General features: G+C 39.3%; 23 protein-coding genes. 20 read left to right on the top strand and 3 right to left on the bottom strand.

Annotated features, from left to right (window positions below):
• Positions 1-180 precede the first annotated feature (180 nt).
• The 14 genes from alaS to K6V43_RS02120 all read left to right on the top strand — a co-directional run bounded on the left by alaS (position 181) and on the right by K6V43_RS02120 (position 10,206).
• Positions 181-2,799, top strand: coding sequence for an alanine--tRNA ligase (alaS, locus tag K6V43_RS02185; RefSeq protein ID WP_222381363.1), 2,619 nt, complete (start codon positions 181-183; stop codon positions 2,797-2,799).
• 87 nt (positions 2,800-2,886) lie between these two features.
• Positions 2,887-3,717 carry a glycosyltransferase family 8 protein gene (locus K6V43_RS02180; protein ID WP_172016344.1) on the top strand — a complete coding sequence of 277 codons (831 nt, stop codon included), beginning with the start codon at positions 2,887-2,889 and terminating at the stop codon, positions 3,715-3,717.
• 255 nt (positions 3,718-3,972) lie between these two features.
• Complete coding sequence (locus tag K6V43_RS02175) at positions 3,973-4,881, top strand: PfkB family carbohydrate kinase (protein WP_222381360.1); 909 nt, start codon at positions 3,973-3,975, stop codon at positions 4,879-4,881.
• A gap of 214 nt (positions 4,882-5,095) precedes the next feature.
• On the top strand, positions 5,096-5,341 hold the full coding sequence (locus tag K6V43_RS02170) for a hypothetical protein (RefSeq protein ID WP_222381357.1): 246 nt from the start codon (positions 5,096-5,098) through the stop codon (positions 5,339-5,341).
• 13 nt (positions 5,342-5,354) lie between these two features.
• A complete protein-coding gene (locus tag K6V43_RS02165; protein ID WP_222381354.1) occupies positions 5,355-5,561 on the top strand; it encodes a hypothetical protein in 207 nt (68 codons plus the stop codon).
• 1 nt (position 5,562) lies between these two features.
• On the top strand, positions 5,563-5,778 hold the full coding sequence (locus K6V43_RS02160) for a hypothetical protein (RefSeq protein WP_222381351.1): 216 nt from the start codon (positions 5,563-5,565) through the stop codon (positions 5,776-5,778).
• 225 nt (positions 5,779-6,003) lie between these two features.
• A complete protein-coding gene (locus K6V43_RS02155) occupies positions 6,004-6,195 on the top strand; it encodes a hypothetical protein (RefSeq protein ID WP_222381348.1) in 192 nt (63 codons plus the stop codon).
• Between the two features lie 166 nt (positions 6,196-6,361).
• Positions 6,362-6,916, top strand: a complete 555-nt coding sequence (locus K6V43_RS02150) for a DUF3267 domain-containing protein (protein ID WP_222381345.1) — start codon at positions 6,362-6,364, stop codon at positions 6,914-6,916.
• A gap of 12 nt (positions 6,917-6,928) precedes the next feature.
• Positions 6,929-7,144, top strand: coding sequence for a helix-turn-helix transcriptional regulator (locus K6V43_RS02145; RefSeq protein WP_004299042.1), 216 nt, complete (start codon positions 6,929-6,931; stop codon positions 7,142-7,144).
• The gene (locus K6V43_RS02140; RefSeq protein WP_222381343.1) at positions 7,141-7,899 is read left to right on the top strand and encodes a DUF3169 family protein; all 759 of its coding nucleotides are present in this window, start codon (positions 7,141-7,143) and stop codon (positions 7,897-7,899) included. The genes K6V43_RS02145 and K6V43_RS02140 overlap by 4 nt, the downstream gene beginning before the upstream one ends.
• 31 nt (positions 7,900-7,930) lie before the next feature.
• Positions 7,931-8,440 carry a DUF3278 domain-containing protein gene (locus K6V43_RS02135; protein WP_222381341.1) on the top strand — a complete coding sequence of 170 codons (510 nt, stop codon included), beginning with the start codon at positions 7,931-7,933 and terminating at the stop codon, positions 8,438-8,440.
• 19 nt (positions 8,441-8,459) lie between these two features.
• Complete coding sequence (locus K6V43_RS02130; protein ID WP_222381340.1) at positions 8,460-8,645, top strand: hypothetical protein; 186 nt, start codon at positions 8,460-8,462, stop codon at positions 8,643-8,645.
• A 25-nt stretch (positions 8,646-8,670) separates the two neighbouring features.
• Positions 8,671-9,339 (top strand): type II CAAX endopeptidase family protein, encoded by a 669-nt coding sequence (locus tag K6V43_RS02125; RefSeq protein ID WP_222381339.1) that lies wholly within the window; start codon positions 8,671-8,673, stop codon positions 9,337-9,339.
• Between the two features lie 192 nt (positions 9,340-9,531).
• On the top strand, positions 9,532-10,206 hold the full coding sequence (locus K6V43_RS02120; RefSeq protein WP_024391853.1) for a CPBP family intramembrane glutamic endopeptidase: 675 nt from the start codon (positions 9,532-9,534) through the stop codon (positions 10,204-10,206).
• Positions 10,207-10,240: 34 nt separating this feature from the next.
• On the opposite strand, the gene nrdF is transcribed toward K6V43_RS02120, so the two are convergent.
• From nrdF to nrdH, 3 genes are all read right to left on the bottom strand, one after another.
• A complete protein-coding gene (gene nrdF / locus K6V43_RS02115) occupies positions 10,241-11,200 on the bottom strand; it encodes a class 1b ribonucleoside-diphosphate reductase subunit beta (protein WP_024391852.1) in 960 nt (319 codons plus the stop codon).
• Positions 11,201-11,771: 571 nt separating this feature from the next.
• A complete protein-coding gene (gene nrdE / locus K6V43_RS02110) occupies positions 11,772-13,931 on the bottom strand; it encodes a class 1b ribonucleoside-diphosphate reductase subunit alpha (protein ID WP_222381338.1) in 2,160 nt (719 codons plus the stop codon).
• A gap of 42 nt (positions 13,932-13,973) precedes the next feature.
• Complete coding sequence (gene nrdH, locus K6V43_RS02105) at positions 13,974-14,192, bottom strand: glutaredoxin-like protein NrdH (RefSeq protein WP_024405193.1); 219 nt, start codon at positions 14,190-14,192, stop codon at positions 13,974-13,976.
• Positions 14,193-14,585: 393 nt separating this feature from the next.
• Between nrdH and acnA the strand changes: the two genes are divergently transcribed.
• The 6 genes from acnA to K6V43_RS02075 all read left to right on the top strand — a co-directional run bounded on the left by acnA (position 14,586) and on the right by K6V43_RS02075 (position 23,311).
• Positions 14,586-17,255, top strand: coding sequence for an aconitate hydratase AcnA (gene acnA / locus K6V43_RS02100; RefSeq protein WP_222381337.1), 2,670 nt, complete (start codon positions 14,586-14,588; stop codon positions 17,253-17,255).
• Entirely contained in the window at positions 17,252-18,370 is a 1,119-nt protein-coding gene (locus K6V43_RS02095) for a citrate synthase (RefSeq protein ID WP_024397331.1), read from the top strand. Before acnA ends, K6V43_RS02095 begins: the two co-directional genes overlap by 4 nt.
• 2 nt (positions 18,371-18,372) lie before the next feature.
• Positions 18,373-19,554, top strand: coding sequence for an NADP-dependent isocitrate dehydrogenase (gene icd, locus K6V43_RS02090; protein ID WP_222381336.1), 1,182 nt, complete (start codon positions 18,373-18,375; stop codon positions 19,552-19,554).
• 156 nt (positions 19,555-19,710) lie between these two features.
• Entirely contained in the window at positions 19,711-19,974 is a 264-nt protein-coding gene (locus K6V43_RS02085; protein WP_024378446.1) for a phosphocarrier protein HPr, read from the top strand.
• 3 nt (positions 19,975-19,977) lie between these two features.
• Positions 19,978-21,711 (top strand): phosphoenolpyruvate--protein phosphotransferase, encoded by a 1,734-nt coding sequence (gene ptsP / locus K6V43_RS02080; protein WP_024397329.1) that lies wholly within the window; start codon positions 19,978-19,980, stop codon positions 21,709-21,711.
• 175 nt (positions 21,712-21,886) lie between these two features.
• On the top strand, positions 21,887-23,311 hold the full coding sequence (locus K6V43_RS02075) for an NADP-dependent glyceraldehyde-3-phosphate dehydrogenase (protein WP_222381335.1): 1,425 nt from the start codon (positions 21,887-21,889) through the stop codon (positions 23,309-23,311).
• The last annotated feature ends 41 nt before the right edge of the window (positions 23,312-23,352 follow it).

Here is a 23,352-nt window from a genome sequence, read left to right as displayed (position 1 = left end):
GGTTATTTTTGAATAAAAGCCAAGCTAAAAACAAATGAAAGGAAACGTTCAGTTTAGCTAGTCAGTTAAATTGAACCTGCCCGAAAGGCTTGGAAAAAAGATAAACTGTCTAGGAATTCAGGATTTCCTGCCAGTTTCCTATTTTTCAGTTGCCTTCAAATCGGGCTTGGTATCTTAATTATGCATCAATTATCTTCTGCTCAAATCCGTCAAATGTGGTTGGATTTCTGGAAATCTAAGGGGCACGCGGTTGAGCCTTCTGCAAATCTTGTTCCGGTGAATGATCCGACTTTGCTTTGGATTAACTCTGGTGTGGCAACTCTTAAAAAGTATTTTGATGGTTCTGTGATTCCTGATAACCCACGTATCACTAACGCTCAAAAATCAATTCGTACCAACGATATCGAAAATGTTGGTAAAACTGCTCGTCATCATACTATGTTTGAAATGCTTGGGAATTTCTCTATTGGAGATTATTTCCGTGATGAAGCAATTGAATGGGGTTTTGAATTGCTAACTAGCCCAGAATGGTTTGGTTTCCCTAAAGAAAAATTGTACATGACATATTATCCAGACGATAAAGATTCATATAATCGTTGGATTGCTCTTGGTGTGGAACCAAGTCACTTGATTCCATTGGAAGACAATTTCTGGGAAATTGGTGCTGGCCCTTCTGGTCCAGATACAGAAATCTTCTTTGACCGTGGTACTGAATTTGACCCTGAGAATATCGGTGTTCGTCTTTTGGAAGAAGATATTGAAAACGACCGTTACATCGAGATTTGGAATATTGTCCTTTCACAATTTAACGCTGATCCAGCAGTTCCTCGTTCAGAATATAAAGAATTACCTAATAAAAATATTGATACGGGTGCAGGTTTAGAACGTTTAGCAGCTATTTTCCAAGGAGCTAAAACAAATTTTGAGACGGACCTCTTCTTGCCTATTATTCGTGAAGTTGAAAAACTATCTGGTAAAACATATGATCCAGATGGTGATAACATGAGTTTCAAAGTAATTGCGGACCATATTCGTGCTCTTTCATTTGCCATTGGAGATGGGGCTCTCCCTGGTAATGAGGGACGTGGTTACGTTCTCCGTCGTCTTCTCCGTCGTGCTTCAATGCATGGTCAACGTTTGGGGATTTCTGGACCATTTTTATATAAGTTAGTTGAAATTGTGGGTCACATTATGGAGAGCTACTATCCTGAAGTACTTGAAAAACGTGACTTTATTGAAAAGATTGTGAAACGCGAGGAAGAGACTTTTGCCCGTACCATTGATGCTGGTAGTGGTCACTTAGATCAATTATTGGCTCAGTTAAAAGAGGCAGGGAAGGATACACTTGAAGGTAAGGATATCTTTAAACTGTATGATACTTATGGTTTCCCAGTGGAGTTAACTGAAGAATTGGCTGAAGATGCAGGATATAAAATTGACCACGAAGGTTTTAAAGCTGCGATGAAAGAGCAACAAGATCGTGCGCGTGCAGCAGTAGTCAAAGGTGGTTCAATGGGAATGCAAAATGAAACATTGGCTGGTATTACAGAATCTTCAACATTTGTATACGGGCAAACCAAGCTTGACGCGACATTATCTGTGATCATTGCAGAAAATGAGCGTACAGAAGCAGTTTCAGAAGGTCAAGCATTATTAGTATTCAATCAAACGCCATTTTATGCAGAGATGGGTGGTCAGGTAGCCGATCATGGTGTTGTTAAAAATGCCACTGGCGATATTGTTGCGACTGTCCTTGATGTTCAAAAAGCACCAAACGGGCAACCATTGCATAAGGTTGAGCTTCATGCTAGCATTTCACTTGGTCAGGTGTATACACTTGAGCTTGATACAAATCGTCGCAATGGTGTAGAGAGGAACCATACTGTAACTCACTTGCTCCATGCAGCCCTTCACAACATCATTGGAGAACACGCAACACAGGCTGGTTCCTTGAATGAGCAAGACTTCCTACGCTTTGATTTCACTCACTTTGAAGCAGTTACGGCAGAAGAACTTCGTCGCATTGAAGAAGAAGTCAATGAACAAATCTGGAATGCTATTCCTGTTGTGACAGTAGAGACTGATATTGATACTGCTAAAGAAATGGGAGCTATGGCACTCTTTGGAGAAAAATATGGTAAAGAAGTTCGAGTTGTTACAATTGGTGATTATTCTATCGAACTTTGTGGTGGTACTCATGTTAGCAATACGTCTGAAATCGGTATCTTCAAGATTTTAAAAGAAGAGGGTATTGGATCAGGTACTCGTCGTATCATCGCTGTAACTGGCCGTGAAGCCTTCTTTGCCTATCGTGACCAAGAAGATGCTTTGAAAGAAGTAGCGGTGACTATCAAATCCCCACAAATCAAGGAAGTACCAAACAAGGTTGCAAGTCTTCAAGAACAAGTTCGTGAATTGCAAAAAGAAAATGCTTCTCTGAAAGAAAAAGCAGCCGCAGCGGCAGCTGGTGATGTATTCAAAGATGTGAAGGAAGCTAACGGAGTTCGCTTTATTGCCAGCCAAGTCCAAGTATCAGACGCAGGTGCTCTCCGTACTTTTGCGGACAACTGGAAACAAAAAGACTACTCAGATGTCTTGGTACTAGTTGCTGCAATCGGTGACAAGGTCAATGTCCTTGTAGCTAGCAAATCAAATAATGTACATGCTGGTAATCTTATCAAAGTCCTTGCACCTATCGTAGCAGGTCGTGGTGGTGGTAAGCCAGACATGGCCATGGCAGGTGGTAGTGATGCTTCTGCAATCCAAACACTCTTAAACAGTGTAGCAGAAAACCTATAATGTCTTATGCCAAACTCCATTGGGAGTTTGGTTTTTTCAATGGCTTGTGATACAATGGAGGAAATCCATCAGCAAAAGGGAAAAGGTATGAATTTATTATTTGTAATCGATGATGCTTATGTTGAACAGCTAAAAGTTGTCTTATACTCCATCGTGCAACAGATGCCAAAACAGGCGTTTCAGGTGTTCTTAATGCAGCAGGTTCTTTTGAAAAAGCACTCTGAAATCAAGCGTTTTGTGGAGAATCTGGGAATGACTTATCATCCAATCGTGGTCGGAGAGGATGCTTTTGCAAGTGCTCCTACAACAGACCGTTATCCTCAAACCATTTATTACCGTCTTCTTGCACATGAATTTTTACCAGAAGAAGTGGATAAAGTCCTTTATTTAGATGCGGATTTGATTTGCCTAAATAGTTTTAGGGAGCTTTATGAGATGGAGATGGGGGAGCAGTACTATGTGGCGGCTAGTCATAATGAAGATGGTAAGCTTTTAGATTATGTTAATAAGTTTCGACTGAATAATTTTGAAATGGATTCTTCTTACTTCAATACAGGTGTTCTCTTGATGAACTTAGAAGCTATTCGTTCCCATGTAAAACGAGAGGATATTTTAAACTTTATCAAAAATAATCGTAATCGATTGATTTTACCTGATCAGGATGTACTGAATGGTCTTTATGCTGACAAGGTGATCGCGATTCCAGATGAAGTTTACAACTATGATGCACGCTACAGTTTGATTTATCAAACAAAAAGTCAGGGAAAGTGGGACTTGAATTGGGTGATTGACCAGACAGTTTTCTTACATTTTGCTGGTCGAGATAAGCCATGGAAGCGAAATTATTTAGGACGTTACTCTGGTCTTTACAAATTTATGTCCAGTTTGACACGTAAGTTTGAAGAGACTCTCTCCTAAATGTGAATTGGTTAAACCTAGAAATTTGTTGAATTAGACAAGTGGAAATAGCAAGGCGCACGTCAGGCTGAAATAGTTCACTGAACTGTTTCACTCCCCCTGACTGTTAAAGCCAATCAACCCACTGTGCTGAGGTGTTGACATGTACTCTGAGAAGTGGCCCAGGTCTTGAAACCAGCCTCATACGTCGAAGTAAATAAATATAGTTAAAATGACTTTATTCTGGATGAATGATTTTAGATACGGGAGAGATTTATGGGAAAATGTTTGGTCATAGGATCAACAGTCTGTGATGTAATGATATATTTGGATCAATTACCGGGTCGTCAAGGAGATGCACACATAAGAAAACAACTTATGTCTCTTGGTGGTTGTGCATTCAATGTTGTTACTATTCTACACCAGCTCGGGGTAGATTATGATTTTATTTCACCAGTTGGCTCAGGTCTTTATGGAACATTCGTTAAAAATGAATTAAAGAAACTGGGTATTGAAACGTCAATTGCTTTAGATGGAGAAAATGGCTGTTGCTATTGTTTTGTAGAGTCAGATGGTGAACGAACATTTTTATCGCATCATGGAGTAGAATATCGTTTTGATCCCTCTTGGTTGGAAGGACTTGATTTATCCTCTTATGAATATATCTATGTCTGTGGATTAGAATTGGAAGAGGAAACGGGCCAGCTATTGGTCGATAGTTTGACAGATTGCCCGACTCCCATTATCTTTGCGCCTGGACCGCGGGGAAATAAAATTCCTTCTGAAAGAATGCAACAGTTACTGGATTTGTCTCCAATCTTGCATGTAAATGAGCTGGAATCAATTGATTTAACTCATGAGGTAGATGTGGAGAAGGCTACAATACAGCTTTTTAATCGGACTGGGCGAGCAGTGATTGTGACCAGAGGAAAAAATGGGGCAATTGCTTTTGATGGGGGTTGGCATAAAGTAGCGAGTTTTCCAGCAACTGTAAAAGATACGATTGGAGCAGGTGATAGTCATGTTGGAGCATTGATGGCTGCACTGGCAATCGGAAAAAACCTAAAACAAGGCTTGAAATTTGCCAATCTTGTCTCTAGCTATATCGTTTCTCAGGAGGGCGTCCATCTTGAAGAGATACAGTATAAAGAATTAAAAGAGCGTTTGACGAATATAGGAGAATGAGGCAAGATAGCCTCTTTTTTTGTTTTTTACGAATAACTAGATAGAACGATGACAAGTTTTTGTTACATTATGACTATCATCATAAACTTTTTGACAAAAATTATTATTTTTTTGACAAAGATACTTGTCAAAAAGAAAAAGAAGTGTTACAATGATATCAAGATAAAGTGATGGAAACGAATTCATCAATCAAGAAAAAAGAAAGTAGGGATTTATGATAAAAAAGCAACTGGTTATTACAGGAAAACATATTTTTTACGGTGTGATGATTCTCTACATCCTGATTACGCTATTTGCCTATATCAAAGGGATACTGGAACCATTTATGTTGACACCTTACGCTTCGTTTTTCGCTGTATACCTCTTAGATATAGATAATTCAGATACGGAGAAAGAGCCGTGGTTTAAACTAGAATTTGGTAAGAAAGTCGAAAACGACATTAAAAAAACTGATGAATAAAGAGGATACAATCATGAAAAAGTTAAATAGTCTTTACATCGCAAGATTTCTACAAATAGCAGCAATTGCTTATCTAGTTTTTGTCCTGCTATCAGATATTTTTAAATGGCAACAACTGGATCATACTCAAGTGACCCTTGCCATTTGTCTTATTGTAATGACAAATGATATTTTTGAAAAAAAGAGCAAAGGAAATAGAAATGTAGCAGGAGAACAGTAATATGGAGAAATGGAAAGAATTTTATAAGGGTGTCTATTTTGGTTTATTAGTAATTGGGTTGTTTATCTTCCTACTGAATGACTTCTATTGGTTGATGAAGGAGCCGTCTTATATAGTTGACTTCCAACGATACCTTTCTATCGCTGTTGGATCAGTTATTATTCCAGTTTGTATAAAGGTTGGTTTTGATTTAGAGAAAAAATTCCAAAACAACTAGATGATGTATGGGAGGGTAGATATGAATATCAATAATAAGAAAAAACTCTTAACACAGGTACAAGTGTTGCAGGGTGAATCCAGTTTGCCTTCTTATTCTCTATACTCTATTCTTTCGTTCGGAATCTCATATTCGGTTATGAATAGAGTATGATACTTCTTTTGATATTGACGAGGACTTTGTTGATTATGGATTTGGCTATCGGCTAAGAAAGGGAGAAGAAAAATGAACAAGACAGTAAAAAATGGTATGAAAGCAGTGCTATTGTTCCTCGTGCTCTTCTTGATAAATATTTTGGTGTTTAAAATTTTATCTCTGCTAGGCTTTGAGATGAGTTTGACTGAGAGGAGTTATCTATTTCCTCCATTGCTGGCGACATTAGTGTTAGCTCTGCAATTTAACAAAAATAAAAAATAGTGACAAAATCTAGGTAAAGACGAGGAGAAACCTTATGAAACGACACATTTCAGCAGATTTGGCAGCAATTATTATTGCAGGCGCAAGTATTATGGGCTTACTGATTGGAGTTGCTCTAGGACTAAATAGTTTAGTCTAGCTTGTAGGAAAATGAAGGAGAAGAAACATGGAAGCGAAAAAGAAATTATATGAAGTAGATGTTAGAAGCGATAAAAAGTTGGCGTTAAGATTGTATTTAATTGCAGTATTATTGGTGTTCCCGTTTTTTGGATTATTTGGATTTATAGCTTCTAAAGTTGAGTTTCAAAGTGTAACGAATGAGATGCCATTCATAGAAGCACTATTTGTTTTTATACTGCTTATTATTATGCATGAAGGGATTCATGGATTGTTTTTTAAAATTTTTTGTCCCAAAAATCCTGTCAAATATGGAGTTAAGTGGAAAACAGGTATGGCTTATGCAATTAGCCCCAACTCCCTTTATAATCGTTTCCAAACAATTGTCATTGCTCTTGCCCCCTTCGTTTTGATTACTTTGAGTTTAACAGCATTTGCAATGTTGGGGTGGCTTGACAAAGGGGCCTATCAGATTCTAGCAACCATGCACTCAGTAGCATGTATTGGTGACTTTTATTACACCTACTTACTGACGACAAAATTCAAAGAAGTAGCGGTAGAAATAGCTGTAACAGAAAAAAGCATGGTCATCTACCAAGCCTAGAAAGGAAACGTCATGGAATATGTCTTAAAAAATCGGCTCAAGGAATTGCGAGCCAGAGATAGTCTCAATCAGACAGAGCTAGCAAAGTTAGCAGAAGTATCACGGCAGACCATTAGCTTGATTGAGCGGGGTGAATATACGCCTTCTGTGGTCATTGCCATGCGCATAGCACAGATTTTTAATGAAAATGTGGAAAATGTCTTTCAATTAGTGGAGGTAGAAGAATGAAACAGGGGAAACAGATTACAACAAAACAAAGATGGATAAGGAATATTTCTTATTTGCTTATTTCAGCCATTTGTGGTGGTTTTGTGGGCTTCTTTGGAGTGCTAAATGAAAAATTTGGCCTACCTTCATTTCTAAACTTTGATAATGTTATGATTTTTTTACGATTCGTTACTTTTGTAATTTTCGTTGGAACTGTATACTTTGGTCTTAAAGCTAATCAAAATTATAAACTTTATCATTCCATTTCAGATGAGGATGAAGAACATGTTGACGAACTATATAAAAAAATGTATCGTAACCTAGAGTACGCGACCATTTCATTCAATGTAGCTGTATCATTGACATTGTTAAATTTGGTTTTAGGATTCGGAGTCACTTTCTTAGAAGAGAGTGCAGTTATGTATGGGTCCATTCTTGACGTAGTTTTCTATGTTATCCTTCTCATCTCTCAGATTTTTATTGTGAAACTTACTCAGAAAATTCGTGATTATAAGTTGTCGGCTTTTGCTACGGTAAAAGAGATGAAAGACTTTGCTGAGGCAATGGACGAAGGTGAGAAGCAAGCCAACTACGAAATGAGTTTCCAGATTGTTTTTACTCTTAATCAAATTGTATTACCAGGTTTGTATCTATTCCTATTTGTACTTAGCATGCTATTGCAGGAACGACAAATTACAGCATTTCTAGTTGTTGCCTTTCTTCACATTTACATCAATGTCATGCAGGTTCGCATGGTCCGTCGTTACTTTAAATAAGAATGTTATGAAAAGTTTTTAGGTAATAGTTATGAAAAAGGAAAATGTACACATCAAATCAATTCGTTATTTCTATGATATTGTTGGTGAGTTAGACGAGGTGTCTTATGCGACCTTGACGAATTTCGGCAACAATATGTATATGCTCTTTCTGACAGTGACACTGGGGGGCTTCCTAGTTAGCTTTGCGCTGGGAGAAGATGTCATGGGAATTTGCCTCTTCTTGACATTGGTTTATTCTCAATTCAAACAGGACGCCATTATCAAACAGTTGGGTCTGGATAAATTGTTTGTTGCAAAGGTTGATGAGAAATCGGCTCGGAAGAAAATGATGAAACGAACTCTGTTTCAAACCTTACAGATTGCTGTCTACAGTTTGCTAGTTAGTATTGGTCTTTGGCAGTTCCATATTCCACAGGAAAGCGGAACATCTGCAGCGGAGTATTTCCAGTTTGTTACTCCCATGACTGTTGTACTGCTGACTCTTGTTGGATTCCTTAGTTTCTATATTGTCAACCGTAAGAAAATCAAGCTTATATAGTTTAAATGGAGGTTAGCTCATGAAAGTCTTTAAGAAAATTTATATTGTCCTATTAATCGGCCTTGGTCTATACGCAGTTGGCTATATTTTCGGAGAGTGGCTGGCTACTGGGCAGATTGATTTATCAACCCTGAATATCCTCTTGCCATTGGTTTTGGGCTTGCCAGCTCTGCTGTTGATCGAAAAAGAAAGTAATGAAAACTGATTTAGTGCATGTGAAGGAGATTGCTATGAATAGACTTGGAAATGTGAGAAACTGGAATGTGTTTAAAAATTGGAAGTTTCTCTTAGTGGGATTGGCAGTCGTTGTACTAAATGTATTGAGCCAGATGGCGATGTTTGCCTTACCGAATTTTGATGGGAATAATTTACTGATTGCAGCAACCTTCTTGTTGGTCGCTATTGTTCTTGGTCTTATCTTAACGGGCAAATTAGGTCTATGGAAAGGTGAGCAGAAGTGGGGGATAGTTGCGAATATTGGTTTGATAGTACTTGCTTTTATCGTTATGCTTGGTCTGAAAATAATTGGTGGGCAATTGATAATGCTAGAAGAGGGTTATGGTCAAACGACTGCCAATCAGGAAGTCCTCAATCATTCAGGTTTGCCGACCTTACTTTTATTTATCTTTACAGTATTATTTGCTCCTGTTTTGGAGGAGCTGCTTTTCAGAGGGGTTCTCATGGGGAAAGTTTTTGGTAAAGATTCTATTGTTGGTCTGTTGCTATCAAGTTTTCTATTTGGTCTTATTCATGTACCGACCAATATCGGATCTTGGATTATTTATAGTGGTATGGGCCTAGTACTAGGGCTCGCCTATCAAATTTCTGGCAAGTATACCAATGCACTCATCCTACATGGCCTCAACAATTTTTTCGGATTTTTGTTGATTCTACTGTAGTAAAGCGTTGGCTTGATTTAGGAGGAAAGATGGAAGTATTTTTGTGGATAGCCTTTGTTTATTTATTATTGAGCTACCTGTCAGATAGAAAAAAAGTGAAGCAGTTGCAAGTTAAGGTGAAAAGTTGCAGAAAAATACCAAGGGAGAAAATCAGATGTCAGTTTTATTAAAAGAAAAGGAAGGGATGGTGTCATGTTAAAATTTATCAAACACACTGCATTATTGTTTTTATTTTTTGTTGCTTATCAAATTATTACTGGATTTTTGATGGTAGGACCGACATTACAAGCTATTCCAGAATTTCCAGCTCAATTGATTGAGAATATGATTTGGATTTGTGCGATTATTGGTATCGTACTCGGAATTGCATTTACAATTGTATTATGGAAATTTGTGTATTCTCGGCAGACCATTGACTATAGTGTATCTTCATCATGGTTTCATAAGATTTATTGGCCAATTTTACTTTATATTGTATTCTTCATCGTCCAACTTTTGGTGCCAGTATCTGAAAGTCAAAATCAAACTTTGGTCATCCAATTTGTATCTGCCTACCCTTTGGTTGCGTTTTTAGCAGTCGTAGTCTTTGCACCAATCTTAGAGGAGTTGATTTTTAGAGGTTTGTTGGCAACCTATTTCTTCCCCAAAATGGCTGATATGAAAACTGTGAGCTTGTATCTGATTGTAACAGGATGTTTGTTTAGTTTAGTCCATGTTCCAGCAACCATTCCACAGTTTTTGATTTATTTCACTATGGGTCTTAATCTTGGTTGGCTTTATCTAATTAGACGAGATATTCGTTATCCAATGGCGCTACATATGTTAAATAATGGGATTTCCTATTTGATGATACTATTTTTGGTATAAAAAAATAAGCAGCTCAGATGAACTGCTTTTTTGATTACAAACCGTAAAGATAATCATCGTCCTGCATAGCTTCCACTTCACCAAGAAGATAGCCGTTACCAACTTGGGAGAAGAAGTCGTGGTTAGATGTACCAGTTGAGATACCGTTCATGATGATTGGGTTTACATCATCTGCTGAATCAGGGAAGAGTGGATCTTGTCCCAAATTCATGAGGGCTTTATTGGCATTGTAACGAAGGAAGGTTAAGACTTCCTCAGTCCACCCAACTGCATCATAGAGTGAACGAGTATAGCCCTCTTCATTTTCATAAAGTTGGTAAAGAAGGTCATACATCCAGTCGCGAAGTTTATCTTGTTCTTCCTCGGATAATTCATTGAATCCAAGTTGGAATTTGTAACCAATATAGGTTCCATGAACAGACTCATCACGAATGATTAGTTTGATAATTTCTGCAACGTTGGCCAATTTGTTGTTACCAAGATAGTAGAGCGGTGTAAAGAAACCAGAGTAGAATAGGAAAGTTTCTAGAAATACGCTGGCAACTTTCTTTTCAAGCGCCGTACCATTTTCATAAATTTCGTTAATGATTTTTGCCTTACGTTGTAAGAATTCGTTGCTATCTGTCCATTCAAAAATTTCCTCAATCTCAGATTTTGTGTTCAAGGTTGAGAAGATAGAAGAGTAGGATTTCGCATGAACAGACTCCATGAATTGGATGTTATTGTAGACTGCTTCCTCGTGCGGTGTGCGAATATCGTTGCGGAGAGCTTGAACACCTGTTTCAGATTGAAGGGTATCCAAAAGGGTCAATCCACCGAAGACTTTACCAACCAAGTCTTTTTCTTCCGCTGTGAGTTTACGCCAATCATCCAAGTCATTTGACAAGGGAATCCTCGTATCGAGCCAGAATTGCTCAGTCAATTTCTCCCATGTAGACTTGTCGATAACGTCCTCAATGGCGTTCCAGTTTATGGCTTTGTAGTAGGTTTCCATCATGTTCTCTTTCTTTTTCTTGTATTTCTAATAGTATATCACAAGTAGATAGTAGCCTGTAAAAAAATCCCCCACAAGGGATTTTTAATCGAGCGCTCAATAGTTGCTTCACATCATGAACGACATTGTCGTAAGGTAGCTAGCTAATCCGCTTATAGCGGTTAGCGTAGATTAGGTAGTTGGTTTTCCAACAGCTAAACCCTTGCAAGTTACGACCTGAGAAAAGTCGTTCGAACTTAACGACTTTTCGAGGTAGTAAGCCACTTAGGTACTGACCAAATAGTCAGTACCGTTCATTCATTAGATGCTTTAGCATCAATGAATGTTAGTGTCTTGAAATCGAGTTCGGGCTAAGGACTTGGCAAAAAAGATAAATCCCTACGAGATGTAAGACATCTCTGTGGAATTTCCTATTTTTGCTGTGTCCTTTTGACGCCCTCACATATTACGACACGTAGAAACTGAAGACGATATTTCTTCAGTTTCGGAGTTAGTAAGGTAGCTAGCTAATCCGCCGATAGCGGTTAGCGTAGATTAGCTAGTTGATTTATCAACAGCTAATCTTGCTACGTTAGATCACACAACTTTCACATTGGTTTGCGCCGACTTCTTCTCCGTCATCGGTAAAGGTACGGATGTAGTAGATAGACTTGATACCTTTGTTGAAGGCATAGTTACGAAGGATAGAGAGGTCACGTGTGGTTTGCTTATTCTCTTTCTTCCATTCATAAAGAGCTTTAGGTAGTTCACTGCGTAGGAAAAGAGTGAGGGATAAACCTTGGTCAACGTGCTCTGTTGCAGCAGCGTAGACATCAATGACCTTACGCATATCCATATCGTAGGCAGACTTGTAGAATGGAATGGTTTCAGTTGCCAAGCCAGCTGCTGGATAGTAGATTTTACCGATTTTCTTCTCTTGGCGTTCTTCAATCCGTTGTGTGATTGGGTGAATAGAAGCAGAGACATCGTTGATGTAGCTGATAGAACCGTTTGGAGCAACAGCTAGGCGGTTTTGGTGGTAAAGACCATCTGCCATGACTTTCTCACGTAGTTCAGCCCAGTCTTGCCCGCTTGGAATGAAAATGCCTTCAAATAGTTCTTTAACACGGTCAGATTGTGGTTGGTAATCACCAGTCACGTATTTATCGAAATAAGTGCCGTCTGCGTATTTTGATTTGTCAAAATTATGGAAGGTTGCCTTGCGTTCGCGGGCAATGTTATTTGATTCTACCAAGGTCCAGTAGTTGAGGAGCATGAAGTAGATGTTGGTAAATTCTACGGCTGTTTTTGATCCGTAATCAATCAAGTTCTGAGCCAAGTAAGAATGAAGTCCCATAGCCCCAAGACCGATTGAATGTGCCTGACTGTTTCCTGCTTCAATAGATGGTACAGCTGAGATGTGTGAATGATCTGTGACATAAGTCAAAGCGCGTGTCATTGTACGAACAGAACGTCCAAAATCAGGTGACTTCATTAAGTTAACGATATTAGTTGAGCCGAGGTTACATGAAACGTCAGTACCCATGGTCAAGTATTCTTGAGAATCGTTTAGAACACTTGGTGTTTGGACCTGAAGGATTTCCGAACAAAGGTTGGACATGATAATCTTGCCGTCAACAGGGTTGCTACGGTTAGCTGTATCGATGTTGATAACATATGGATAGCCAGACTCTTGCTGGAGTTTGGAAATTTCTGTTTCCAAGTCACGTGCCTTGATTTTTGTCTTACGAATGCGAGGGTTCGCCACCAATTCATCGTATTTTTCAGTAATATCCAGGTAGCTATAAGGCACACCGTATTCCAACTCAACTGAGTATGGGCTGAAGAGGTACATATCTTCGTTTTTACGTGCCAATTCGTAGAATTTATCAGGAACGGTGATACCGAGTGATAAGGTCTTCACACGAACTTTCTCATCGGCATTTTCTTTCTTAGTCGAAAGGAAGGAAATAATATCTGGGTGGAAAACATCCAGATACACTACCCCAGCCCCTTGGCGTTGCCCAAGCTGGTTAGAATAGGAGAAGCTGTCTTCGAAGAGTTTCATAACAGGAACAACCCCAGAAGCCGCCCCCTCATAGCCCTTGATTGGAGCGCCTGCCTCACGCAAGTTGCTGAGGGAAATACCAACACCACCACCGATACGGGACAATTGCAGAGCAGAATTGATAGAACGTCCGATCGAGTTCATATCGTCAGTGACTTGAATCAAGAAACAAGATACTAACTCACCACGGCGGGCACGACCTGCGTTGAGGAAAGAAGGTGTTGCTGGCTGGTAACGAAGGTGAATCATTTCGTTGGCTAGGTTTAATGCCAATTCTTCGTTGCCCTCAGCAAAATACAAGGCGTTAAAGAGAACGCGATCTTCCATGCTTTCCAAGTAATAAGCACCATCGTTTGTTTTGAGGGCATACTGATTGTAGAACTTGTAGGCAGCCATGAAAGACTTGAAGCGGAAATTTTGGTCTTTCAGGAATTGATCAATTTTGATGATAAATTCTGGACTGTATTGGTCCAAAAACTCTTTTTCAAGGTAGTTTTCTTCTAATAGATAAGCAATCTTATCTAAAATACTATCAAATTGCTTGGTATTTGGGAGGACGTTTTCTTTAAAGAAGGCCTTAACCGCTTCTTGGTCCTTGTGGAGTGGGATTTGCCCATTGACAGGACGGTTGATTTCGTTATTTAAACGGAAGTAGGACACATCGCCTAGCTCTTTTAAACTCATAGTCGCAATCTCTTTCTTAATTATAGTAGGGTAGATTAGGAATTAAACCAAGGCTTTTAATTTACCTGGTTGGAAACCAGAAAAGACATCATTATCCGTTTCAATAACAGGTGCTGCTGAGAAACCGAGTCCTTTTACATGATCGATGAATTCAGGTTGTTCATCTAGATTGATTTCATTATATTTCACCTTGTGTTGGTCCAAGAATTTTTTGGTCATTTTACATTGAACACAATCATTTTTTGAATAGATAGTTACCATTCAGTTTCTCCTTTGTCTCTCAAGGATAAAAATATCCCATTTTTGTTACCAATCTAGGATACAAAATTTTGAAGTTAAAGTCAAGGAGCTTGTCTGAATAAATCACTAAATATTGTGCAATCGATTTATCGACAACACCAAATATAGTATGTGTACAAGCCAAAACCTCTTTCTAATATTGATTTTTGGTAGGGTTTTCAATGGTTGCGCTTGATGTATAATAGTAGGTGCAGGACAAAAAATAAAGAGTATATTAGAATCAGATACGGTTGATATGATTATTAAATAGTAGGAAATATGTCACATGATGTAACACGTTTGGTTAGGTATTGATTGAATAAATATTACAATCTATACTATACTAAATAATAATGTTGAAAGAGGGCAGAGCCGATGAGTCTATCGTATAAAAAACGCTTACTTCATAATGAGAAAGAATACTCTTACTATGCATTGAATTCGGTTGCAACCGAAAATGGTGTGGATATTCATACACTTCCATATACCATCCGAATTTTATTGGAAAGTCTTCTTCGTAAGGAAGACGGAGTTGATGTTACTAAAAATCACATTTTAGATTTATTACATTATCAGGCTTCTTCACCATCTGGAGAAGTCCCTTTTAAACCTAGTCGTGTCATTTTACAAGACTTCACTGGTGTACCTGTAGTGGTTGACCTTGCATCCATGCGCGACGCTGTTGTCAAGGCTGGTGGAAGCCCAGACTTGATAAATCCAGAAATTCCTGTCGATTTGGTCATTGACCATTCTGTTCAAGTTGACTTTTTCGGGACAGATCAGGCGCTTGAGCAAAATATCGCCTTAGAATTTGAACGAAATAATGAGCGCTATGAGTTTCTCAAGTGGGCTGAAAATTCATTTGAAAACTACCGTGCTGTACCGCCTGCAACAGGGATTATTCATCAGGTAAATATTGAATTTCTAAGTGACGTTATCATTAATAAGGATGGTTTACTTTATCCAGACTCTATGTTTGGTACTGACAGCCACACAACTATGATCAATGGTATTGGTGTACTTGGTTGGGGTGTCGGTGGTATTGAGGCGGAAGCAGCAATGTTGGGTGAAGCATCTTATTTTCCAATTCCAGAGGTGATTGGAGTTCACTTGACTGGACAGTTACCGAAAGTAGCTACTGCAACGGACTTGGCTTTGAAAGTGACACAGTTGCTTCGTCAAGAAAATGTTGTTGGAAAATTTGTTGAATTTTTTGGACCTGGCTTATCCTCCCTTGCTCTTGCAGATCGTGCAACAGTCTCAAATATGGCTCCTGAATATGGTGCAACCTGTGGATATTTCCCAATTGATTCTGAAACCCTAAATTACATGCGATTGACCAACCGCACAGAGGAGCAAATTGAATTAACAGAAGCATATGCAAAAGCAAATCACTTATTCTATGATAGCACAGCTATTCCAACCTATACTAAGGTACTTGAATTAGATTTGTCTACGATTGTTCCATCCATTTCTGGTCCGAAAAGACCACAAGATTTGATTGAATTGTCTAATGCTAAAAATGAGTTCCAAGCAAGTGTAACACGTGAAGTTGGTGTTCGTGGATTTGGTTTGGAGAAAGAAGAATTAGATAAGACAGCCACGGTTAAATATGCAGACGGCGACGAACTGATTCAAACAGGACATGTTGCGATTGCAGCGATTACCTCATGTACCAATACTTCGAACCCATATGTTCTATTGGCGGCTGGTTTATTAGCTAAAAATGCAGTTGAAAAAGGTTTGACTGTTGCGAAGACTGTCAAAACGTCCTTGGCGCCAGGTTCAAAAGTTGTAACAGGCTATTTGAAAAATTCAGGTTTACAGACCTATTTGGATGCTTTAGGGTTCAATTTGGTTGGTTATGGCTGTACAACTTGTATTGGTAACTCAGGTGATTTACGACCTGAAGTAGCAGAAGCCATTAAAGATGAAGATTTATTAGTTTCAGCAGTATTATCTGGGAACCGTAACTTTGAAGGACGGATCAACCCACTTGTGAAAGCCAATTTCTTAGCGAGTCCACCACTAGTTGTTGCCTATGCTATTGCGGGTAATATGAATGTTGATTTGACAAGAGACCCACTTGGATATGATAAGGATGATCAGCCAGTCTATCTTGCAGATATTATGCCAAGTCGTGAAGAAGTTGACGCATACATTGACCAATACGTTACGCGCGATCTCTTTAAACAAGAATACCAGCAAGTCTTTACAGATAGTCAAGCATGGAATGCAATTGAAACAAAGACAGATAAGAATTATGCTTGGAATCCATCTTCTACCTACATTCAAAATCCGCCATATTTTGACAACATGAAGGAAGATTTATCTATAAAACCACTGGAAAACTTATCTGTTTTGGCTAAATTTGGAGATACAGTGACAACAGACCATATTTCGCCAGCTGGGAATATTGCCCGTCTAAGTCCTGCTGCTCGATACCTAGAGGAAAATGGAATTTCTTACGTGGATTTCAACTCTTACGGAAGTCGACGTGGTAACCATGAGGTCATGATGCGTGGTACGTTTGCAAATATTCGTATAAAAAATGAACTCGCAGATGGGAAAATTGGTGGATGGACCACATATGAGGGAGAAATTCTTCCTATCTATGATGCAGCCATGAAATATAAGGCCGCTGGTATCGGTAGTATCGTCATTGCTGGTAAAGATTATGGTATGGGTTCTAGCCGTGACTGGGCAGCGAAAGGTTCAAACTTGCTTGGTGTGAAAGCTGTTCTTGCTGAATCATTTGAGCGAATTCACCGTTCAAACTTGGTCATGATGGGCGTTCTACCTCTTCAATTTTTGGATGGTGAAACAGCGGAAAGTCTTGGTTTAACTGGACATGAACACTATACGATTGATTTACCAGAAGATGTACAAGTTGGACAAGTTGTTACTGTCCATGCAAATTCTGAAAAAGCTTCAAAAGAATTTCAAGCTCTTGTGCGTTTCGACGCAGAAGCGGATATTCGTTATTACCGCCATGGTGGTATTTTACCAATGGTGGTAAGAAAAAAACTGGGGGGAAACGTATGACAGAAACAAATGGGTTAAAAGATGCGATTGCCTGCGATACGCGAATCAGCGCAATTGAAGATGATCGCCTGTCTTATGCAGGATACGATATCGCAGAGTTAATGGATAATAATGTTTCCTTTGAAGAGGTCATTTATCTACTGTGGAATTTGCATTTACCAACTCAAATTGAATTGAATTATTTTGAGAAAAAGTTGCGTGAGGAGTATGCAATTTCTGACGCTGTTGAACAATGTATTTTGATTCAATCTCGTCGGCACTTGCATCCGATGAGTGTGCTACGTTCAACTGTGTCCCTCTTAGGAGTTTATAATGTACATGCTGAAGAAAATTCCTTAGAGGCTTTGTATGATCAATCTATTCAAATTATGGCAAAGGTTCCAACTATCATTGCAACATTTGCTCGTTTGAGAAGAGGATTGGTTCCAATTGAACCGCGTTCAGACTTGGGATTTGCTGCCAATTTCCTTTATATGTTAAATGGTGAAGAACCTTCTGAATTGCAAGTGAAAGCATTTAGTAAAGCACTTGTTTTGCATGCTGATCATGAATTGAATGCATCAACCTTTGCTGCGCGTGTCACTGCATCAACTTTAACGGATTTGTATTCTTGTGTCACAACTGCGATTGGGACTTTAAAAGGGTCTTTGCATGGTGGTGCAAACGAGCGTGTATTTGACATGCTCTTAGCGATTCGTGAAAGCGGAGATACGGAAGGATACTTGCAGAAAAAGTTGGATTCAAAAGAGAAAATCATGGGATTTGGTCACCGTGTTTATAAAACTGTGGACCCTCGTCAACAATATTTGAAAGAAATGGCGCGTGATTTGACACTCGGAACTGACGATGAAGCATTTTATCAGTTGTCAGAGGAAGTAGAGAATTTTATTAAACACAAAAAAGGGTTGATTCCCAATGTCGACTTTTACTCCGCGACTGTCTACCATGTATTGGGAATTGATAGCGACATTTTCACTCTCATTTTTGCAATGAGTAGGATGGCAGGTTGGATTGCTCATGTTCAAGAGCAACGGAAGAATAATAAGTTAATCCGTCCGCGTTCTTCCTATATTGGTAGCAGAAATCTAAAATATATCCCTATTGGAAAGAGGTAAGTATGGCAGAGAAGATTACACTTGAGAATGGTCAACTCATCGTTCCTGATCAACCGATTATTCCTTATATCGAAGGAGATGGAGTTGGTCAAGATATCTGGCCAGCGGCTCAGAAAGTTATTGATGCAGCAATTGAAAAAGCATACAATGGTCAGCGTTCTATTCAGTGGAAAGAAGTTTTGGCGGGTGAGAAAGCTCACGCTTTAACCGGGACGTCTTTACCTGATGAGACTTTGAAAACGATTCGTGAGCATTTGTTGGCCATCAAGGGACCTTTGGGTACACCTGTTGGAAAAGGTCACCGGTCACTGAACGTCGCATTGCGTCAGGAACTAGATTTGTTTGCTTGTGTTCGTCCAGTTCGGTATTTCCAAGGGGTTCCAAGTCCATTAAAACATCCAGAAAAAACCGATATTACTATTTTCCGTGAAAACACAGAGGATATCTATGCAGGAATCGAATGGGATGCTGGTACAGAAGAGGTTGCAACTGTCATTTCATTTCTTCAGGAGAAGATGGGAGTGGCTAAAATCCGTTTCCCAGAGTCATCAAGTATCGGTATAAAGCCCATTTCTGAAGAGGGGAGTAAACGCCTCATTCGTTCTGCTATTCAATATGCACTAAAACACCAATTAAAAACAGTAACCTTGGTACACAAAGGGAATATTCAAAAATTTACAGAAGGCGGATTCCGAAAATGGGGTTATGAATTAGCTCAAGAGGAATTTTCGAATGAACTAGAAAATGGTTCATTGGTTATCAATGATATTATTGCGGATAACTTCTTACAACAGATTTTATTGGCTCCTGAAAAATTTGATGTTGTGGCCTTGACCAACCTGAATGGAGACTATGCATCGGATGCTTTAGCTGCTCAGGTTGGAGGGATCGGCATTTCTCCTGGAGCTAACATCAATTATCAGACTGGTCATGCAATTTTTGAAGCGACACATGGAACTGCTCCAGACATTGCAGGTCAGAATAAGGCAAATCCTAGCTCAGTTCTCCTGTCTGCTTGTATGATGTTAGAGTATATGGGATGGAATGAAGCTGCTGAGAAAATTATTGTCGCTCTAGAACAGGCTATTTTACATCAACAAGTGACGATTGATTTTGCCAGTGCATTAGGTGTTGAAAGCCTGTCAACTAGCCAATTTGCTGAAGCACTTATCACTCGTATTTAATAGAAAGGAACTCACCATTCGGTGGGTTTTTCGGCTTGAAAAACTGAAAGAACGATAAAAAAATCTTGAAAATGATTTCAAAAAATGATATAATGCTCTTTGTAAGGGTTATCACATTGACTCGAAATAATTGTAAAAATAAAGGAGAAACCAACTATGGCTTCAAAAGACTTCCACATTGTGGCAGAAACAGGTATCCACGCACGTCCAGCTACTTTGCTTGTGCAAACAGCTAGCAAATTCGCTTCAGACATCACTTTGAACTACAAAGACAAATCTGTAAACCTTAAATCAATCATGGGTGTAATGAGTCTTGGTGTTGGTCAAGGCGCTGATGTAACTATTTCAGCTGAAGGTGCAGATGCTGACGATGCAATTGCAGCTATCACTGAAACAATGGAAAAAGAAGGATTGGCGTAAAACATGACAGAAATGCTTAAAGGAATTGCAGCATCAGATGGTGTTGCCGTTGCTAAGGCATATCTACTCGTTCAACCAGATTTGTCCTTTGAAACTGTTACAGTTGAAGATACAAATGCAGAGGAAGCTCGTTTGGATGCTGCTCTAGAAGCATCTCAAAACGAGCTTTCTGTTATTCGTGAGAATGCAGTAGCTAGCCTTGGTGAAGAAGCCGCAGCAGTATTTGACGCTCACTTGATGGTTCTTTCTGATCCTGAAATGATTGGTCAAATCAAGGAAACGATTCGTGCTAAGAAAACAAATGCTGAAACTGGTTTGAAAGAAGTTACAGATATGTTCATCGCGATTTTTGAAGGTATGGAAGACAACCCATACATGCAAGAACGTGCAGCAGATATCCGTGACGTAGCAAAACGTGTCTTGGCGCATTTGCTTGGTGTTCGTTTACCTAACCCTGCAGCGATTGATGAAGAATCGATTGTGATTGCACATGACTTGACACCTTCAGATACAGCACAATTGAACAAACAATTTGTAAAAGCCTTTGTAACAAACATTGGTGGTCGTACAAGTCACTCAGCTATCATGGCTCGTACACTTGAAATTGCTGCTGTATTAGGTACTAACAACATTACAGAAATTGTTAAAGATGGCGATGTCCTCGCTGTTAACGGTATCACAGGCGATGTTGTTATCAACCCTACAGAAGATGTCATTGCAGAATTCAAAGCAGCTGGTGAAGCGTATGCTAAGCAAAAAGCTGAATGGGCTTTATTAAAAGATGCTCAAACAGTGACAGCAGATGGTAAACACTTCGAGTTGGCTGCTAACATCGGTACACCAAAAGATGTAGAAGGTGTAAACGATAATGGTGCTGAGGCAGTTGGTCTTTACCGTACAGAATTCTTGTACATGGATTCTCAAGACTTCCCAACTGAAGATGAGCAATACGAAGCTTACAAAGCAGTACTTGAAGGTATGAATGGTAAGCCAGTTGTGGTTCGCACAATGGATATTGGTGGTGATAAGGAACTTCCTTACTTCGACCTTCCACATGAAATGAACCCATTCCTTGGTTTCCGTGCTCTTCGTATCTCAATCTCTGAGACTGGTAACCAAATGTTCCGTACTCAGTTGCGTGCCCTTCTTCGTTCATCAGTACATGGTAAACTTCGTATCATGTTCCCGATGGTTGCTTTGTTAACAGAATTCCGTGCAGCAAAAGCAATTCTTGAAGAAGAAAAAGCAAACTTGTTGGCAGAAGGTGTAGCAGTTGCAGATGATATCCAAGTGGGTATCATGATTGAAATCCCTGCTGCAGCAATGCTTGCAGATCAATTTGCCAAAGAAGTTGACTTCTTCTCAATTGGTACAAATGACTTGATCCAATACACAATGGCTGCAGACCGTATGAACGAGCAAGTTTCATACCTCTATCAACCATATAACCCTTCAATCCTTCGTTTGATTAATAATGTTATCAAAGCTGCTCATGCAGAAGGTAAATGGGCTGGTATGTGTGGTGAGATGGCTGGTGACCAACAAGCTGTTCCGCTTCTTGTAGGTATGGGCTTGGATGAATTCTCTATGAGCGCAACTTCTGTACTTCGTACACGTAGCCTTATGAAGAAGCTTGACACAGCTAAGATGGAAGAATATGCTCACCGTGCCTTGACAGAATGTGCAACGGCAGAAGAAGTTCTTGAACTTCAAAAAGAGTATGTTGATTTCGAATAATCATTAAAAGAGTAAATAATCATCTGACATTGTTGGAGTTGTCAGATGGTTATTGGCTCTTTTTTTCTATGTTTTTGCACCAAAATCCGAAAGAATATTGGAAATTTTCAAAAAATTCTTGTAAATAATTTCTGACTATGTTAAAATGTTCACATTATCCAAAAGGAGGGAAGGAATGAAGCAGTATCAGAATTATATTGATGGGAAATGGGTTGATTCCGAAAAGAAAATAACCATTTATTCGCCCATTAATCAAGAAGAATTGGGGAATGTTCCTGCCATGTCTCAGGAAGAAGTCGACAAAGCTATGGAAGCAGCAAGAAAGGCTTTGCCAGCTTGGCGTGCTTTATCTGCATACGAACGTGCCCAATATTTGCACCGAGCTGCGGATATTTTAGAAGAACGCAAAGAAAGCATTGGTGAGATATTAGCAAAAGAAGTTGCGAAAGGGATAAAAGCATCGATTGGAGAAGTAGATAGGTCAGCTCATTTGATCCGCTATGCTGCTGAAGAGGGACTACGTGTTTATGGGGCCTCTTTAGAAGGGGGAACGTATGAACCTGCTGCAAAATCAAAAATATCCTTGATTCGTCGTGAGCCTGTTGGTGTTGTTTTAGCTATTGCACCATATAATTACCCTGTCAACTTGTCAGCCTCTAAAATTGCTCCAGCGCTTATCGGTGGGAACGTAGTGATGTTTAAACCACCAACACAAGGATCGATTTCGGGCTTGCTTTTGGCTAAAGCTTTTGCTGATTCAGGAATTCCAGCTGGTGTTTTCAATACAATAACTGGTCGTGGATCAGAAATTGGTGACTATATTATTGAACATCCTGAAGTGAATTTTATCAATTTCACAGGTTCGACACCGATTGGTCAAAAAGTTGGGAAATTAGCTGGTATTCGTCCAATTATGCTTGAGTTGGGTGGTAAGGATGCAGCTGTTGTTTTAAGCGATGCGGATTTGGATCATGCAGCGAAGGAAATCGTCAGTGGGGCATTTAGTTATTCTGGTCAACGTTGTACTGCTATTAAGCGAGTATTAGTTGTAAATGAAGTTGCAGACAAATTGGCTGAGAAGCTTCAGGCTGAAGTTGAAAAATTGACGGTAGGGGATCCATTTGAAAATAAGGATATTACGCCTGTCATTGATGAACAGTCTGCTGTCTTTATCGAAGGTTTGGTACAGGATGCACAAGCAAAAGGGGCAGTGGAGTTAACTCCGTACAAACGTGAAAAAAATCTAATTTGGCCAACCTTGTTAGACCGGGTCACTCCTGAGATGGACATTGCTTGGGAAGAGCCGTTCGGTCCTGTGCTTCCAATTATTCGCGTATCGTCTATTGAAGAAGCACTTGAGTTATGTAATCAATCAGAATATGGTTTGCAGTCATCTATATTTACGAAAAACTACCCATTAGCCTTTGAATTTGCTTCAAAATTGGAGGTGGGTACTGTGCATATTAATGCTAAAACGCAACGTGGGCCTGATAACTTCCCATTCCTAGGGATCAAAGGCTCTGGTGCTGGAGTTCAAGGGATTAAATATAGTATTGAAGCCATGACCAAGGTAAAATCTGTTGTGTTTGATATACAATAAGAAAAGGAAGTTTCCAATTATTGGATACTTCCTTTTCTCGA

Origin of the sequence: Streptococcus suis (assembly GCF_019794615.1) — a bacterium.
Classification (GTDB): domain Bacteria; phylum Bacillota; class Bacilli; order Lactobacillales; family Streptococcaceae; genus Streptococcus; species Streptococcus suis_AI.
Note: the sequence above shows the minus strand (reverse complement) of the source record. Positions and strands in the feature narration are given on the sequence as shown.

Coding starts and splice junctions, on each gene's coding strand:
- alaS (WP_222381363.1), top strand. CDS start 181: ATGCATCAATTATCTTCTGCTCAAATCCGTCAAATGTGGTTGGATTTC.
- K6V43_RS02180 (WP_172016344.1), top strand. CDS start 2,887: ATGAATTTATTATTTGTAATCGATGATGCTTATGTTGAACAGCTAAAA.
- K6V43_RS02175 (WP_222381360.1), top strand. CDS start 3,973: ATGGGAAAATGTTTGGTCATAGGATCAACAGTCTGTGATGTAATGATA.
- K6V43_RS02170 (WP_222381357.1), top strand. CDS start 5,096: ATGATAAAAAAGCAACTGGTTATTACAGGAAAACATATTTTTTACGGT.
- K6V43_RS02165 (WP_222381354.1), top strand. CDS start 5,355: ATGAAAAAGTTAAATAGTCTTTACATCGCAAGATTTCTACAAATAGCA.
- K6V43_RS02160 (WP_222381351.1), top strand. CDS start 5,563: ATGGAGAAATGGAAAGAATTTTATAAGGGTGTCTATTTTGGTTTATTA.
- K6V43_RS02155 (WP_222381348.1), top strand. CDS start 6,004: ATGAACAAGACAGTAAAAAATGGTATGAAAGCAGTGCTATTGTTCCTC.
- K6V43_RS02150 (WP_222381345.1), top strand. CDS start 6,362: ATGGAAGCGAAAAAGAAATTATATGAAGTAGATGTTAGAAGCGATAAA.
- K6V43_RS02145 (WP_004299042.1), top strand. CDS start 6,929: ATGGAATATGTCTTAAAAAATCGGCTCAAGGAATTGCGAGCCAGAGAT.
- K6V43_RS02140 (WP_222381343.1), top strand. CDS start 7,141: ATGAAACAGGGGAAACAGATTACAACAAAACAAAGATGGATAAGGAAT.
- K6V43_RS02135 (WP_222381341.1), top strand. CDS start 7,931: ATGAAAAAGGAAAATGTACACATCAAATCAATTCGTTATTTCTATGAT.
- K6V43_RS02130 (WP_222381340.1), top strand. CDS start 8,460: ATGAAAGTCTTTAAGAAAATTTATATTGTCCTATTAATCGGCCTTGGT.
- K6V43_RS02125 (WP_222381339.1), top strand. CDS start 8,671: ATGAATAGACTTGGAAATGTGAGAAACTGGAATGTGTTTAAAAATTGG.
- K6V43_RS02120 (WP_024391853.1), top strand. CDS start 9,532: ATGTTAAAATTTATCAAACACACTGCATTATTGTTTTTATTTTTTGTT.
- nrdF (WP_024391852.1), bottom strand. CDS start 11,200: ATGGAAACCTACTACAAAGCCATAAACTGGAACGCCATTGAGGACGTT.
- nrdE (WP_222381338.1), bottom strand. CDS start 13,931: ATGAGTTTAAAAGAGCTAGGCGATGTGTCCTACTTCCGTTTAAATAAC.
- nrdH (WP_024405193.1), bottom strand. CDS start 14,192: ATGGTAACTATCTATTCAAAAAATGATTGTGTTCAATGTAAAATGACC.
- acnA (WP_222381337.1), top strand. CDS start 14,586: ATGAGTCTATCGTATAAAAAACGCTTACTTCATAATGAGAAAGAATAC.
- K6V43_RS02095 (WP_024397331.1), top strand. CDS start 17,252: ATGACAGAAACAAATGGGTTAAAAGATGCGATTGCCTGCGATACGCGA.
- icd (WP_222381336.1), top strand. CDS start 18,373: ATGGCAGAGAAGATTACACTTGAGAATGGTCAACTCATCGTTCCTGAT.
- K6V43_RS02085 (WP_024378446.1), top strand. CDS start 19,711: ATGGCTTCAAAAGACTTCCACATTGTGGCAGAAACAGGTATCCACGCA.
- ptsP (WP_024397329.1), top strand. CDS start 19,978: ATGACAGAAATGCTTAAAGGAATTGCAGCATCAGATGGTGTTGCCGTT.
- K6V43_RS02075 (WP_222381335.1), top strand. CDS start 21,887: ATGAAGCAGTATCAGAATTATATTGATGGGAAATGGGTTGATTCCGAA.